The 15,228-nt window shown below is 61.3% G+C and carries 14 protein-coding genes; 5 read left to right on the forward strand and 9 right to left on the reverse strand.

The genetic code is table 11. The features are described 5' to 3' along the window. Positions 1 to 42 precede the first annotated feature (42 nt). Positions 43 to 210, reverse strand: a complete 168-nt coding sequence (locus tag QF039_RS28880) for a rubredoxin (protein WP_003213373.1) — start codon at positions 208 to 210, stop codon at positions 43 to 45. A 195-nt stretch (positions 211 to 405) separates the two neighbouring features. Between QF039_RS28880 and QF039_RS28885 the strand changes: the two genes are divergently transcribed. Further along, entirely contained in the window at positions 406 to 969 is a 564-nt protein-coding gene (locus QF039_RS28885; protein WP_008439472.1) for a chorismate lyase, read from the forward strand. Next, positions 969 to 1,859, forward strand: a complete 891-nt coding sequence (ubiA, locus tag QF039_RS28890; RefSeq protein ID WP_307521930.1) for a 4-hydroxybenzoate octaprenyltransferase — start codon at positions 969 to 971, stop codon at positions 1,857 to 1,859. Before QF039_RS28885 ends, ubiA begins: the two co-directional genes overlap by 1 nt. A gap of 33 nt (positions 1,860 to 1,892) precedes the next feature. Here ubiA and QF039_RS28895 read toward each other — a convergent pair whose 3' ends face one another. Beyond that, positions 1,893 to 2,273 carry a hypothetical protein gene (locus QF039_RS28895; RefSeq protein WP_003213380.1) on the reverse strand — a complete coding sequence of 127 codons (381 nt, stop codon included), beginning with the start codon at positions 2,271 to 2,273 and terminating at the stop codon, positions 1,893 to 1,895. A gap of 152 nt (positions 2,274 to 2,425) precedes the next feature. Between QF039_RS28895 and phoB the strand changes: the two genes are divergently transcribed. The 3 genes from phoB (at position 2,426) to QF039_RS28910 (ending at position 5,946) form a co-directional block, all read left to right on the forward strand. Beyond that, positions 2,426 to 3,115, forward strand: coding sequence for a phosphate regulon transcriptional regulator PhoB (phoB, locus tag QF039_RS28900; RefSeq protein ID WP_003195617.1), 690 nt, complete (start codon positions 2,426 to 2,428; stop codon positions 3,113 to 3,115). Between the two features lie 43 nt (positions 3,116 to 3,158). Further along, entirely contained in the window at positions 3,159 to 4,481 is a 1,323-nt protein-coding gene (phoR, locus tag QF039_RS28905) for a phosphate regulon sensor histidine kinase PhoR (protein WP_008439473.1), read from the forward strand. A 124-nt stretch (positions 4,482 to 4,605) separates the two neighbouring features. Then, positions 4,606 to 5,946 carry a hemolysin family protein gene (locus QF039_RS28910; RefSeq protein ID WP_003213385.1) on the forward strand — a complete coding sequence of 447 codons (1,341 nt, stop codon included), beginning with the start codon at positions 4,606 to 4,608 and terminating at the stop codon, positions 5,944 to 5,946. A 117-nt stretch (positions 5,947 to 6,063) separates the two neighbouring features. Here the strand turns inward: QF039_RS28910 and QF039_RS28920 are convergent, their stop codons facing one another. From QF039_RS28920 to QF039_RS28950, 7 genes are all read right to left on the reverse strand, one after another. After that, positions 6,064 to 6,714 (reverse strand): M23 family metallopeptidase, encoded by a 651-nt coding sequence (locus QF039_RS28920; protein ID WP_307521936.1) that lies wholly within the window; start codon positions 6,712 to 6,714, stop codon positions 6,064 to 6,066. Between the two features lie 191 nt (positions 6,715 to 6,905). Further along, entirely contained in the window at positions 6,906 to 7,805 is a 900-nt protein-coding gene (locus tag QF039_RS28925; protein WP_003213389.1) for a response regulator, read from the reverse strand. A 124-nt stretch (positions 7,806 to 7,929) separates the two neighbouring features. Beyond that, positions 7,930 to 8,691 (reverse strand): phosphate signaling complex protein PhoU, encoded by a 762-nt coding sequence (phoU, locus tag QF039_RS28930; RefSeq protein ID WP_307521938.1) that lies wholly within the window; start codon positions 8,689 to 8,691, stop codon positions 7,930 to 7,932. A 72-nt stretch (positions 8,692 to 8,763) separates the two neighbouring features. Beyond that, on the reverse strand, positions 8,764 to 9,597 hold the full coding sequence (pstB, locus tag QF039_RS28935; RefSeq protein WP_003213395.1) for a phosphate ABC transporter ATP-binding protein PstB: 834 nt from the start codon (positions 9,595 to 9,597) through the stop codon (positions 8,764 to 8,766). A gap of 174 nt (positions 9,598 to 9,771) precedes the next feature. Then, on the reverse strand, positions 9,772 to 11,442 hold the full coding sequence (gene pstA / locus QF039_RS28940; protein ID WP_008439475.1) for a phosphate ABC transporter permease PstA: 1,671 nt from the start codon (positions 11,440 to 11,442) through the stop codon (positions 9,772 to 9,774). Positions 11,443 to 11,457: 15 nt separating this feature from the next. Further along, a complete protein-coding gene (locus tag QF039_RS28945) occupies positions 11,458 to 13,491 on the reverse strand; it encodes an ABC transporter permease subunit (RefSeq protein WP_307523047.1) in 2,034 nt (677 codons plus the stop codon). A gap of 430 nt (positions 13,492 to 13,921) precedes the next feature. Next, positions 13,922 to 14,911 carry a phosphate ABC transporter substrate-binding protein PstS gene (locus QF039_RS28950; RefSeq protein WP_003213401.1) on the reverse strand — a complete coding sequence of 330 codons (990 nt, stop codon included), beginning with the start codon at positions 14,909 to 14,911 and terminating at the stop codon, positions 13,922 to 13,924. Positions 14,912 to 15,228: the final 317 nt, after the last annotated feature.

Genomic DNA, 15,228 nt, shown 5'->3' on the forward strand with positions numbered 1-15,228 from the left:
TTGTAGTTAGTACGGTTCTTGAATTGCGATTTAAATCAGCAATCAGCCGATTTCGATCATTTCGAAATCCATTTTGCCCACGCCGCAGTCCGGGCACAGCCAGTCTTCGGGGACGTCCTGCCACAGGGTGCCCGGCGCGATGCCGTCATCCGGCCATCCGTCTTTCTCGTCGTAGATCAGGCCACAGACGACACATTGCCACTTCTTCATTACTTGTTTCCTCAGGTCCAGGCGCGTTGGCCGACGGTCGATAGATGCAACCTTGCCGTGCGGCTCAGGGCGTTTTGTACTGATCAGCAGGCGCAGATGCAAGCATGATCGACGCATGGGCCTGGCGCACTCCGGCAAAAGTCCAGGGCACCATGGTAAGCTCGCCGCCTCATTAACTGCCAATAATGACCCTCCGTGCCGCATTCAAACGCCCTTCCCGATGCTTGCCGATGGCTGACCCAGAGCCTTCTGAGCCCACTGCCCGCGCCGCTGACACTCAACTGGCTGTTCGATGAAGGTTCGCTGACCCGGCGCCTGACGCGCCTGTCCGACGATGGCTTCAGCGTGACGCCGTTGTTCGAAGGCTGGCAGCCACTGCGAGACGACGAATGCGCCACCCTGGACTTGCCCGCCGCCAGCATCGGCTGGGTGCGCGAGGTGTATTTGCGTGGCCATGGCCAGCCGTGGGTGTTTGCCCGCAGCGTGGCGGCCCGCAGCGCCTTGCAGGGCGACGGCTTGCACATGGATGAGTTGGGCAGCCGGTCTCTCGGGGAATTGCTGTTTTGTGACCACGCCTTCACGCGCCAGGCCATCGAGGTACGCCGCTACCCACGGGAATGGCTGCCCCCGGCGGACCAGGCCGATCACCTGTGGGCACGCCGCTCGCGCTTCGACCGCGGGCCGCTGAGCGTGCTGGTGGCCGAGATCTTCCTGCCCACCCTGTGGCAAGCCGTGCACGACCATCCGGAGCGTTTCTGATGTACCAGCGCCTGCTCAAATCCCTGAATCACCTGAACCCAAGGGCCTGGGACTTCATCCAGTTGACCCGCATGGACAAGCCCATCGGCATTTACCTGCTGCTATGGCCCACGCTGTGGGCGCTGTGGATTGCCGGCAAGGGTTCGCCATCGCTGCTCAATATCCTGATCTTCGTGCTCGGCGTGGTACTCACCCGGGCCGGTGGTTGCGTCATCAATGATTGGGCCGACCGCAAGGTCGACGGCCATGTGAAGCGCACCGAACAGCGCCCGCTGGTCAGCGGCAAGATCAGCTCGAAAGAGGCCCTGGCGTTCTTCGCGGTGCTGATGGTCATCAGTTTTCTGCTGGTGCTGCTGACCAACGCCATGACGATCTGGCTGTCCCTGGGCGGCCTCGCGCTGGCGGCCAGCTACCCGTTCATGAAGCGCTACACCTATTACCCGCAGGTGGTATTGGGCGCGGCGTTCTCGTGGGGCATGCCGATGGCGTTCACCGCCGAGACGGGCAGCCTGCCCGCCGCGGCATGGCTGTTGTACATCGCCAACCTGTTGTGGACGGTGGGATACGACACGTACTACGCCATGACCGATCGCGACGATGACCTGAAAATCGGGGTCAAATCCACCGCGATTCTGTTCGGCGATGCCGACCGGGTGATCATCCTGACCCTGCAGGGCCTGGCACTGGTGTGCCTGTGGCTGGCGGGGATGCGTTTTGAGCTGGGCGGCTGGTTCCACCTGGGCTTGCTGGCGGCGGCCGGGTGTTTTGCCTGGGAGTTCTGGTACACCCGGGACAAGGACCGGCTCAAATGCTTCAAGGCGTTTTTGCACAACCACTGGGCCGGGTTGGCGATTTTTGTCGGGATTGTCGCGGACTACGGATTTCGGTGAGAGGCCAGGCCCCTCACCCTTATCCGGCTCACATCAAGGCTTGGCGACCTTCCACGCCCCGTCCATTTTGCCTTCGCCGGTCATGTCACCGGCCTTCTTGTCCATGATGAAGGTGTAGAGCGGCTTGCCGCTGTAGGCCCACTGGCTTTTCTGGTCGTCACGGGTGATCACGGTCCACTTGCCCATGGGCTTGTCGGTGGATTCGGCCATCAACGGCGGCCAGTTGGTGGCGCACTTGTCGTTGCACATGGATTTGCCATCAGCGTCCTTGGCAAAGGTGTAGAGGGTCATGCCGTTGTGGTCCACCAGCATCCCGTCCTTGGTCATCGCCGGGTCTGCCGCAAACGCCAGTGTCGGCAGCGTTAACGCGGCCGTTACCAGCAGGGCTTTCCAGGAAAAAGTACTGTGAGTCATGGGAACCTTCCTTTTGTGGTTGTCAGGATTCGGACCCAAAGCGTAGTCCAGAGAGGCAAGGATTGCCCAGGCGACTAAATTACTGTCACACGACTGCAATAATTCCGTTATCTAATGCGGCGCAAGACAGTTAAATGACAAGAGGATTTAGCATGGTTGGCAGGAGCATTCTGATCGTTGACGACGAAGCGCCTATTCGCGAGATGATCGCCGTTGCGTTGGAAATGGCCGGCTATGACTGCCTGGAGGCGGAGAACTCCCAGCAGGCCCATGCCATTATCGTCGACCGCAAGCCGGACCTGATCCTGCTGGACTGGATGCTGCCCGGCACCTCCGGCATCGAACTGGCCCGTCGCCTCAAGCGTGACGAGCTGACCGGGGATATCCCGATCATCATGCTCACCGCCAAAGGTGAAGAGGACAACAAGATCCAGGGCCTGGAAGTCGGCGCCGATGACTACATCACCAAGCCCTTTTCCCCACGGGAACTGGTCGCCCGTCTGAAAGCCGTTCTGCGCCGTGCCGGCCCCACCGATGGTGAAGCGCCTATCGAAGTCGACGGCCTGATCCTGGACCCGATCAGCCACCGCGTGACCATCGACGGCAAACCCGCCGAGATGGGCCCCACCGAATACCGCCTGCTGCAGTTTTTCATGACCCACCAGGAGCGCGCCTACACCCGCGGCCAACTGTTGGACCAGGTCTGGGGCGGCAATGTGTATGTGGAAGAGCGCACCGTCGACGTGCATATCCGCCGCCTGCGCAAAGCCTTGGGCGACGCTTACGAGAATCTGGTACAAACCGTGCGCGGCACCGGCTACCGGTTTTCCACCAAAGGCTGAGCCAGCCCGAACTGCCCAGACAGCTGAAAGGACGCGTGTTTAAGTGAACCAAAACTGGCATGGCACCCTGATCCGCCACATGCTCCTGTTGATCACCGGCTGCCTGCTGGTGGGCCTGGTCAGCGGCTACTACGGCTGGAGCCTGGCCGTCGGCCTGGGCCTTTACCTGGGCTGGACCCTCAAGCAACTGCTGCGCCTGCACGAATGGCTGCGCCAGCACAAACCCGACGAAGCACCACCCGACGGCTACGGCCTGTGGGGCGAGGTGTTCGACAGCATCTACCACCTGCAACGCCGCGACCAGCGTGTACGCGGGCGCCTGCAAGCGGTGATCGACCGGGTGCAGGAGTCCACCGCCGCACTGAAAGACGCGGTGATCATGCTCGACAGCGACGGCAATCTGGAATGGTGGAACCGCGCCGCAGAGACCTTGCTGGGTCTCAAGACGCCCCAGGACAGCGGCCAGCCGGTGACCAACCTGGTGCGCCACCCGCGTTTCAAGGAGTATTTCGAACAGGACAACTACGAAGAAGCCCTGGAAATCCCGTCACCGACCAACGACCGCGTGCGTATCCAGCTGTACCTGACGCGCTACGGCAATAACGAACATTTGATGCTGGTGCGCGATGTCACACGCATCCATCAGCTGGAACAGATGCGCAAGGACTTCGTCGCCAACGTCTCCCACGAACTGCGCACACCGCTGACGGTGATCTGCGGTTATCTGGAGACGCTGCTCGATAACGTCGAAGACGTGAACCCGCGCTGGACCCGTGCCCTGCAACAGATGCAGCAGCAAGGCTCGCGCATGCAAACCCTGCTTAACGACCTGCTGTTGCTGGCCAAGCTGGAAGCCACCGATTACCCCTCGGACAACCATCCGGTGCCGGTACAAAGCCTGTTGCAGACGATCAAGAGCGACGCCCAGGCATTGTCCGGGCAGCGTGAGCAGCAGATTACCCTCGAAGCCGACCCGTCGATCCTGCTCAAGGGCAGCGAGGGCGAGCTGCGCAGCGCGTTTTCCAACCTGGTGTTCAACGCCGTCAAATACACCCAGGACAAGGGCAACATCCGCATCCGCTGGTGGGCCGACGACCAGGGCGCACACCTCAGCGTGCAGGACTCCGGGATGGGCATCGACGCCAAGCATTTGCCGCGCCTCACCGAGCGTTTCTACCGCGTCGACTCCAGCCGCAACTCCAACACCGGCGGCACCGGGCTCGGCCTGGCCATCGTCAAACATGTGCTGCTGCGCCATCGCGCGCGGCTGGAAATCAGTAGCGTGCTCGGCCACGGCAGTACCTTTACCTGCCATTTCCCGCCGGCCCAGGTGACACGTTCCCGGGTCCTTCATCAGGACGAGTGACCCCCCGCCCGGCAGCCGCCACTAGGCAAGCGCCCCGTCAGCCGCTACATTGGCGGACTTGCGCCTGCCTTTCAGGCCCACCTGCTCACCCTTTTCGATTAGACGGAACCCGCAAAACCCCATCATGGACCCTTCCCCTGGCATCACCCTCGCGACACTCTTCGCCGACTTCGGCATGATTCTTTTTGCACTGATCCTGGTACTGCTCAACGGCTTTTTCGTTGCGGCGGAATTTGCCATGGTCAAACTGCGCTCGACCCGGGTCGAGGCCATCGCCCACAAGAACGGCTGGCGCGGGCAGATCCTGCGCACCGTACACAGCCAGCTCGACGCCTATCTGTCGGCCTGCCAGTTGGGTATCACCCTCGCCTCCCTGGGCCTGGGCTGGGTCGGTGAGCCGGCCTTCGCGCACATCCTCGAGCCGTTGCTGGGCGCGATCGGTGTGCAGTCGCCGGAAGTGATCAAGGGCGTGTCGTTCTTTGCCGCCTTCTTCGTGATCTCGTACCTGCACATCGTGGTCGGTGAACTGGCGCCCAAGTCCTGGGCGATTCGCAAACCCGAGTTGCTGTCGCTGTGGACCGCCGTGCCGCTGTACCTGTTCTACTGGGCCATGTACCCGGCGATCTACCTGCTCAACGCCAGTGCCAACGCCATCCTGCGCATCGCCGGCCAAGGCGAGCCTGGCCCGCACCACGAGCACCATTACAGCCGTGAAGAACTGAAACTGATCCTGCACTCCAGCCGTGGCCAGGACCCGAGCGACCAAGGCATGCGCGTGTTGGCCTCCGCCGTGGAAATGGGCGAGCTGGAAGTGGTGGACTGGGCCAACTCCCGGGAAGACCTGGTGACCCTGGACTTCAACGCACCGCTCAAGGAAATCCTGGCGCTGTTCCGTCGCCACAAGTTCAGCCGCTACCCGGTGTACGACGCCGTGCGCAACGAGTTCGTCGGCCTGCTGCACATCAAGGACCTGCTGCTGGAACTGGCGGCCCTGGACCACATTCCCGAGTCGTTCAACCTGGCCGAACTGACCCGCCCGCTGGAACGCGTATCGCGCCATATGCCGCTGTCGCAACTGCTCGAGCAGTTCCGTAAAGGCGGCGCGCACTTCGCCCTGGTGGAAGAGGCCGACGGCAAGGTCATCGGCTACCTGACCATGGAAGACGTTCTGGAAGTACTGGTAGGCGACATCCAGGACGAACACCGCAAGGCCGAGCGCGGCATCCTCGCTTACCAGCCGGGCAAATTGCTGGTGCGTGGCGACACGCCGCTGTTCAAGGTGGAGCGCCTGCTGGGCGTCGACCTGGACCACATCGAGGCCGAAACCCTGGCCGGGCTGATCTACGACACCCTGAAACGGGTGCCGGAAGAGGAAGAAGTGCTGGAAGTCGAAGGCCTGCGCATCATCATCAAGAAGATGAAAGGGCCGAAGATCGTGTTGGCCAAGGTGCTATTGCTCGACTAGGGCACACCCCCTGTAGGAGCGAGCTTGCTCGCGAAGGACGTTAACAATAACGCTGGGACCCTGACACCCGGCAGCGCCCTCAGGTTTTTCGCGAGCAAGCTCGCTCCTACAAAAGCCTTACCGCGTGCCCAGCGTAAAGTTGGGCAACGCCTGCACCGGTTGGTTGAATTCATAGGGAATCGACACCAGCCCCGACGCCGTCGTGCGCTGCACCACAAAATGCAGATGCGGCCCGCTGCTGTTGCCGGTATTGCCCGACAGCGCCAGCGGGCTGCCCACCGCCACGCGCTGCCCTTCCCTGACGCTGACCGACCCTTGCTTGAGGTGCAGGTACACGCCTTGCGTGCCGTCATCGTGCTGCACCCGCACGAAATTGCCCGATGGATCGCTGCCGCGCCCGCTCTGCTCGTTCTCGGTTTTCAGTACGACACCGCCACGTGCCGCGATGATTGGCGTGCCTTCAGGCATGGCAATGTCCATCGCATAACGGCTTTTGAGCTCGGAGTGGCTGAAGGTACCGTTGGGGCCTTGGGTGAGACGGAACGGCCCGCCACGCCAGGGCAAGGGATAACGATAGGAAGCGGATTGCGACGGATATACAGGCTTGGGAATCACCCGTTCCTGATACACAAACGCCTGCGCCCCGGGCGTGTACCGGTCGCTGAAGACCACAGCGCCGTCGGCGTCGATGGATTTGTAGAGGGTCATGGACATCGCCGGCATGACAACGGCGAACAGTCCACACAACAGCAGTGAGCGCACGAGCATCGGGTTGGCCTGCCAGGGACGATTGGATGGCAGGCTAACAAGGGATCATGACAGTGCTATGTGAACCTTCCACTGCCCCTGTGGCGAGGGAGCTTGCTCCCGTTGGGGCGCGAAGCGCCCCTGATAAAGTCACTGCAGTTCTGCAGCCAACGGGAGCAAGCTCCCTCGCCACAGGTAAAGCGTTAACGCTGTCACGCACCCGGCACAAAATGCTTCTGTGCGGTCCCGCGGGCGATCAGCCGCGAAATGTAGTCAAGCTTCTGCGCATCCTGGTCGATAAACCGGAAGGTCAGTTGCAGCCAGTCACTGTCGGGCTTGGGCTCGTAGGCCACCACGGCATGCAGGTAGCCATTCAGACGCGCCACTTCAGCGTTCTCACCCTGCTCCAGGTCGAGCACGGCGCTTTCCAGTACCTGAGGCAGGATTTCACCACGACGCACCACCAGCAGCGCCTCCTTGATACTCAGGGCCTTGATCACACACTGCTGGGTGCCACTGGACAGGCGCAACTGGCCCTGGCCACGACCGCTGGCAGGCGACGCTGCCGCAGCCACCTGCACCGGCGGGCTGTTGAGCAGGCCTTTGCTGGGCGCGGCCACCGGGGCCGGCTTGACTGCGTCAGGCTTGCCACCAGTGAGGGCGCTGAGGGAATCGTTACCGAACGCCGAGTTCATCTTGGTCGGTGCGCTGGCGATCAGCGCGTCGAGGCGGCCAATCTTGTTCAGTGCCTGCTTGACCTTGTTCAGCAACTGCTCGTTGGTGAATGGCTTGCTGACGTAGCCGGAAACCCCGGCCTGGATCGCCTGCACCACGTTTTCCTTGTCGCCACGGCTGGTCACCATGACGAAAGGCATGGCTTTGAGATGAGGCTGTTCACGGCACCAGGTCAACAGTTCCAGGCCGGACATTTCCGGCATTTCCCAGTCGCACAGCACCATGTCGAAGGTTTCGCGCATCAGGATGGCCTGGGCCTTTTTGCCGTTCACCGCATCTTCGATCTTGATCCCCGGGAAGTAGTTACGCAGGCACTTCTTCACCAGGTCGCGAATAAACGAGGCGTCATCCACCACCAATACACTGACTTTGCTCATCGACCCTTCATCCTATAAAAACCCCGGCAAGCATAACGCTTCGCTGATGGCGTTTTGCCAAAAATTCCAACACCACAAACGAAAACGCCCGACCAAAGGCCGGGCGTTTATTTCTCGGGCAATCTTACTTATCGTCAGCAACGCCCGGAACATTAGGGATTTGATCGGTCGTACCTTCAACTTCTGCTTTCATCCGCTTGAGGCCCATGTGCCGCACGTCAGTACCCCGCACCAGGTAAATCACCAGTTCCGAGATGTTGCGTGCGTGGTCGCCGATGCGTTCCAGCGAACGCAGTACCCAGATGATGCTCAGTACCCGTGAGATAGAGCGCGGGTCTTCCATCATGTAGGTCGCCAGTTCGCGCAGCGCCGTCTTGTATTCGCGGTCGATGGTCTTGTCGTATTGGGCCACCGACAACGCCAGCTCGGCGTCGAAACGGGCAAACGCGTCGAGGGCGTCGCGAACCATGTTGCGCACCTGGTCACCGATGTGGCGCACTTCGACATAACCACGCGGCGCTTCGCCTTCCTCACACAACTGGATGGCGCGGCGGGCGATCTTGGTGGCTTCGTCACCGATGCGCTCCAGGTCGATCACCGACTTGGAGATGCTGATGATCAAACGCAGGTCGGACGCCGCCGGCTGACGACGGGCCAGGATGCGCAGGCATTCTTCGTCGATGTTGCGTTCCATCTGGTTGATCTGGTCATCGATCTCGCGCACTTGCTGGGCCAGGCCCGAGTCGGCCTCGATCAGCGCGGTGACGGCGTCGTTGACTTGCTTCTCCACCAGCCCGCCCATGGCCAGGAGGTGGCTGCGCACCTCCTCAAGCTCGGCGTTGAACTGCGCGGAGATGTGATGGGTAAGGCCTTCTTTGCTAATCATGTTGGCGTCCTTGGAACGTCCAGTAAGGTGCGGTCGACCGCAGCATCAGTTCAGTGAGCAACCAGTCACCTGCTAGCCGTAGCGACCGGTGATGTAGTCTTCGGTCTGCTTCTTCGCCGGGTTGGTGAACAGGGTATCGGTGTCGCCAAATTCCACCAGCTTGCCCATGTACATGAACGCGGTGTAGTCGGAAACCCGCGCCGCCTGTTGCATGTTGTGGGTCACGATGACGATGGTGAACTTGGATTTGAGTTCGTAGATCAGCTCTTCGACTTTCAACGTGGAGATGGGGTCGAGTGCCGAGCACGGTTCATCGAGCAGCAGCACTTCCGGCTCCACGGCGATGGTGCGGGCGATCACCAGGCGTTGCTGCTGGCCGCCGGACAAACCGAGGGCCGACTCGTGCAGGCGGTCCTTGACCTCGTCCCACAGCGCCGCGCCTTTCAGTGCCCACTCAACGGCTTCGTCGAGGACGCGCTTTTTGTTGATGCCCTGGATGCGCAGGCCGTAGACCACGTTTTCGTAGATGGTCTTGGGAAACGGGTTGGGCTTCTGGAACACCATGCCCACCCGGCGCCGCAGCTCGGCCACGTCTTCGCCCTTGCGGTAGATGTTGGTGCCGTACAGGTTGATCGCGCCCTCGACGCGGCAGCCGTCCACCAGATCGTTCATCCGGTTGAAGGTGCGCAGCAGGGTCGACTTGCCGCAACCGGACGGGCCGATGAAGGCGGTCACGCGCTGCTTCGGAATGTTCATGCTGACGTCGTACAGCGCCTGCTTGTCGCCGTAGTACAGGCTCAGGCCCGGGACTTCGATGGCCACGGTTTCCTGGGCCAGGCTCAGGCTCTGCTTGTCGCGACCCAGGGCTGACATGTTGATGCCGTGGGAATGGGTTTCATGTTGCATGGGATGCTCCCTGTGCTACCAATTCGTTCGTTGAACCGCCGGGGCGGTTTACCCAAAATCTGTGTCTAGCGCTAACCCTGTGGGAGCTGGCTTGCCTGCGATGGCATCACCGCGGTGTACCTGTTCAACCGAGTCGCCGGCATCGCAGGCAAGCCAGCTCCCACAGGTGCCCGCTTAACTGTCCAGCGCTTTGTATTTTTCGCGCAGGTGGTTACGAATCCACACCGCCGACAAGTTGAGCGTGGCGATCACCAGCACCAGCAGCAAGGCGGTGGCGTACACCAGCGGCCGCGCGGCTTCGACGTTGGGGCTCTGGAAGCCGACGTCATAGATATGGAAGCCCAGGTGCATGATCTTCTGGTCCAGGTGCAGGTACGGGTAGTTGCCGTCCACCGGCAGCGACGGCGCCAGTTTCACCACACCCACCAGCATCAGCGGCGCCACTTCACCGGCGGCGCGGGCCACGGCGAGGATCATGCCGGTCATCATCGCCGGGCTGGCCATCGGCAGCACGATCTTCCACAGCGTTTCCGCCTTGGTCGCGCCCAGTGCCAGAGAACCTTCACGTACGGTGCGAGGAATCCGCGCCAGGCCTTCTTCAGTGGCCACGATCACCACCGGCACTGCCAGCAGCGCCAGGGTCAGGGATGCCCAGAGCAGGCCAGGCGTACCGAAGGTCGGTGCCGGCAAGGCCTCGGCGAAGAACAGCCGGTCAACCGAGCCGCCCAGTACGTACACAAAGAAACCAAGGCCGAACACGCCGTAAACGATGGCGGGTACACCGGCCAGGTTGTTCACCGCGATGCGGATGATCCGCGTCAGGGTGTTCTGCTTGGCGTATTCACGCAAGTACACCGCCGCCAGCACGCCGAACGGGGTCACGATCATCGCCATGATCAGGGTCATCATCACGGTGCCGAAGATCGCCGGGAAAATCCCGCCTTCGGTGTTGGCTTCCCGTGGATCGTCGCTGAGGAATTCCCAGACCTTGCTGAAGTAGAAGCCAACCTTGGTCATGTAGCCCATGGCGTTCGGCTGGTAAGCGTGCACCACCTTGCCAATGCCGATTTCGATTTCTTTGCCGTTGGCATCGCGGGCGGTCAGGCTGTCGCGGTTGAACTGGGTGTGCAGGTCGGCCAGGCGGGCTTCGATGTCCTTGTAGCGGTTGTTCAGTTCGGCGCGGCCGCTGTCCATGTCGGCCTGGGCGGTGGCGTCCAGCTTGCCTTCCAGCTCCAGTTTGCGACCGTGCAGGCGGATGCGTTCGAGGCCGGCGTTGATGGCGCCGATGTCGGACTTCTCGAGGGTCTTGAGCTGGGCCGCGAGCTTGTTGACGCGGTCCACGCGGGCTTGCAGTTCCGGCCAGGCCGCCTCGCCTTCGGCGATCACCTTGCCGTCCTGCTTGACGTTGACCAGGGTGCCGTAGAAGTTGCCCCACTCACGACGCTCGATGGCCATCAACTCAACCGGCTTGGTCTGGTTGGTCAGCCACTCGCCGACGATCCAGGTGAAGTCATTGCCGTTCAAGTCACGGTTGCCGACCTTGATCAGCTCGCGGGTCATGAACTCCGGGCCTTGGTCCGGCACCGGCAAGCCAGCGCTTTTCAGGCGCTCGCGGGGCACTTCTTCTTTCTGCACCACTTCGCCGACGACGATGTGATTTTCCTGGCCCGGCACGTTGTAGTTGGCCTGGATCAGGTCGGCCGGCCAGAAGTGGCCCAGGCCACGCACGGCAATCACGGCCAGCAAACCAATGGTCATGATGACCGCGATGGACACCGCGCCACCGCTGATCCAGACGCCCGGGGCGCCGCTCTTGAACCATCCATTCAGGGAGTTCTGTTTCACAGACTTCTACCTTTCTTAAAGCGACGAGTATTTCTTGCGCAGACGCTGACGAATCAGCTCGGCGAGGGTGTTCATGATGAAGGTGAACAGCAGCAGCACCAGCGCCGAGAGGAACAGCACGCGGTAGTGGCTGCCGCCGACTTCCGATTCGGGCATTTCCACCGCGACGTTGGCTGCCAGGGTGCGCAGGCCTTCAAACAGGTTCATCTCCATCACCGGCGTGTTGCCGGTGGCCATCAGCACGATCATGGTTTCACCGACCGCGCGGCCCATGCCGATCATCAGCGCCGAGAAGATGCCCGGGCTGGCGGTCAGGATCACGACGCGGGTCATGGTCTGCCATGGCGTGGCGCCCAGGGCCAGGGAGCCCAGGGTCAGGCCGCGCGGCACGCTGAACACGGCGTCTTCGGCGATGGAGTAGATGTTCGGGATCACCGCGAAACCCATGGCCAGGCCGACTACCAGGGCGTTGCGCTGGTCGTAGGTGATGCCCAGGTCGTGGGAGATCCACATGCGCATGTCGCCGCCGAAGAACCAGGTTTCCAGGTACGGGCTCATGTACAACGAGAGCCAGCCCACAAACAGGATCACCGGGATCAGGATCGCGCTTTCCCAGCCATCCGGGACCCGCAGGCGGATCGACTCAGGCAGGCGGCTGAAGATGAAGCCGGCCACCAGGATGCCAATCGGCAGCAGCATCAGCAGGCTGAAAATTCCCGGCAGGTGCCCTTCGACATACGGCGCCAGGAACAGGCCGGCGAAGAAGCCGAGGATCACCGTCGGCATCGCTTCCATCAATTCGATCACCGGCTTGACCTTGCGGCGCAGGCTCGGGGCCATGAAGTAAGCGGTGTAGATCGCAGCGGCAACGGCCAGTGGTGCGGCCAGCAGCATGGCGTAGAACGCGGCCTTCAGGGTACCGAAGGTCAGGGGCGCCAGGCTCATCTTGGGTTCGAAGTCGGTATTGGCGGCGGTCGATTGCCAGACGTATTTAGGCTCGTCGTAGTTTTCGTACCAGACCTTGCTCCACAGCGCGCTCCAGGAAACTTCCGGGTGCGGGTTGTCCAGCAGCAGCGGTTGCAGCTTGCCGCCGGCCTCGACGATCACCCGGTTGGCTCGTGGCGACATGCCGAAGATACCGTTGCCGTCGACCACCTGGTCCACCAGCAACGTACGGTGGGCAGTGCTGTGGAACACACCGAACTTGCCGGAAGCGTCGAGGGCGGTGAAGCCTTTGCGACGTTCTTCAGCAGTGATTTCAACGATAGGCGCGGTGCCCATCTGGAAGGTACGGATCTGCTTCAGGCGTTGTTCGCCGTCCGGGTCGCGGGCCATGAACCACTGCGCCAGGCCACCGCTGGAGTTACCGATGATCAGCGAGATGCCGCCCACCAGCTGGGTGCTGGCCGTGACTTGCGCCACGCCGTCTTCCAATAATTTGTAGCGACCGTTGAGGCTGTTGTCCCGCAGGCTGAAAACGTCGGCCTGGGCGCGACCGTTGATCACGTACAGCCACTGCTGGCGCGGATCAACGAAGATGGCTTTGACCGGCTCGGTCATTTGCGGCAGTTCGATGCGCTTCTGCTCGGTGGTGACTTCCTCGGTCATCATGTTTTCTTCACGGCTGATGGACAGCACGTTCAGATGGGCACCACTGGAACCGGCCACCACCAGCGTCGAGTCGGTCGCGTTCAAGGCGACATGCTCAAGGGAGCGGCCCTGTTCGTCGAGGACGATTGGTGTTTCGCCGTAAGGGTATTCGACGGCGGGCGAGATGGTCTTCTTGCCGTCCGGGTACGACACTTTATAGGTGTGACGGAACACCAGGGACTGGCCGTTGGACAGGCCGAGGATCACCAGTGGGCTGCCGGGCTGGTCTTCACCAATGGAGGCGACTGTCACGCCCGCCGGCAACGGCAGGTCAACGCGCTTGAGTTCGGCACCCGTGTCAACGTTGAAGAACAGCGCCTGGCCCTTGTCGGAAACCCGCATGGCGACCTGGTTCTGTTCTTCCATGGAGATCATCAGCGGCTTGCCGGCGTCCTGCAGCCAGGCAGGCGCGAGGGCCTCTTCCTTGGTCAGGTTGGCGCCGTGGAACAGCGGCGCGACCACGTAGGCGAGGAAGAAGAAGATCAAGGTGATAGCGCCCAGGACGGCAAGGCCGCCCACCAGCACGTACCAACGGGTCAGGCGATCCTTGAGCGCGCGGATGCGGCGCTTGCGTTGCAGCTCAGGCGTATTGAAATCAATGCGCTTGGGGGGAGAAGTCGTCGTCATGGTGGAATTGGCCAGATCATTCATGCGCACACCCTAGCGATCCTGTATGACAGAAAGATGACAATGCAGTGACGCAAGAAATCCGCCGCGTAGCAGGGCTGGCAGCGGATTAAAAAATGGGAGGCGAGGTCCAGGTCTTACAGGCCCCGCCCGGGCCTTGAACCGTGGGTAAACCGCGGTTCAAGGCAGGTTTACCGGCGGCTTATTTGCCACCTTCTTTCAGGCCCAGGTCAGCCAGTGCCTTGGCGGCAACTTTGGCTGGCAGCGGGATGTAGCCGTCTTTCACTACCACTTCCTGGCCCTGTTTGGACAGAACCAGCTTCACGAACTCGGCTTCCAGCGGGGCCAGAGGCTTGTTCGGGGCTTTGTTGACGTAGACGTAGAGGAAGCGCGACAGCGGGTATTTGCCGTTCAGGGCGTTTTCTTCGCTGTCTTCGATGAAGTCAGTGCTGCCTTTCTTGGCCAGGGCCACGGTTTTCACGCTGGCGGTTTTGTAACCGATGCCCGAGTAACCGATGCCGTTCAGCGAGGAGCTGATGGACTGCACAACCGACGCCGAACCAGGTTGTTCGTTCACGTTAGGCTTGTAGTCGCCTTTGCACAGGGCTTCTTCCTTGAAGTAGCCGTAGGTGCCGGATACCGAGTTGCGACCGAACAGTTGCACTGGCTTGTTGGCCAGGTCGCCGGTCACGCCCAGGTCGCCCCAGGTCTTGACGTCAGCCTTGGCGCCGCACAGACGAGTCGAGGAGAAGATCGCGTCGACTTGTTCCATGGTCAGGTGCTGGATCGGGTTGTCCTTGTGCACGAACACGGCCAGGGCATCCACGGCAACCGGGATCGCGGTTGGCTTGTAGCCGTACTTCTGCTCGAAGGCAGCCAGTTCGGTGTCCTTCATCTTGCGGCTCATCGGGCCCAGGTTGGAGGTGCCTTCAGTCAGTGCAGGAGGTGCAGTGGCGGAGCCGGCGGCCTGAATCTGGATGTTGACGTTCGGGTATTCCTTTTTGTAACCCTCAGCCCACAGGGTCATCAGGTTTGCCAGGGTATCGGAACCAACGCTGGACAGGTTGCCCGACACACCAGTGGTCTTCACGTAAGCCGGAATCGCCGGGTCAACACCAGCGGCTACCGCGTTAGCGGTCGCAACGCCAGCAGCGACAAAAGTCATTGCCGCCATCAAACGTTTCAGTTTCATGCCTTGCTCCTAGCAGATAGGGATAGTTGGATCGGGGCCAAGTATCGGTAGGCCGTGTGAACACTCTATGTCTGGAATATGACAATTAGATGAAAGGCCAGCATTTATGAAAAAGCTGACAGGAAGGAGAAACGCCAATAAATCCGGGGCTTGCGAGGAGGTTGGAGCGATTTCGTGGAAACAATCTGTAATCGTTGTAAGGCAAAATCTGTGGCGAGGGAGCTTGCTCCCGTTGGGTCGCGTAGCGGTCCCCAGAATGGAACCGCTGCGCAGTTCAACGGGAGCAAGCTCCCTCGCCACAAGGTTGTCCGGCAGTT

The organism is Pseudomonas sp. W2I6, assembly GCF_030815935.1.
Classification (GTDB): domain Bacteria; phylum Pseudomonadota; class Gammaproteobacteria; order Pseudomonadales; family Pseudomonadaceae; genus Aquipseudomonas.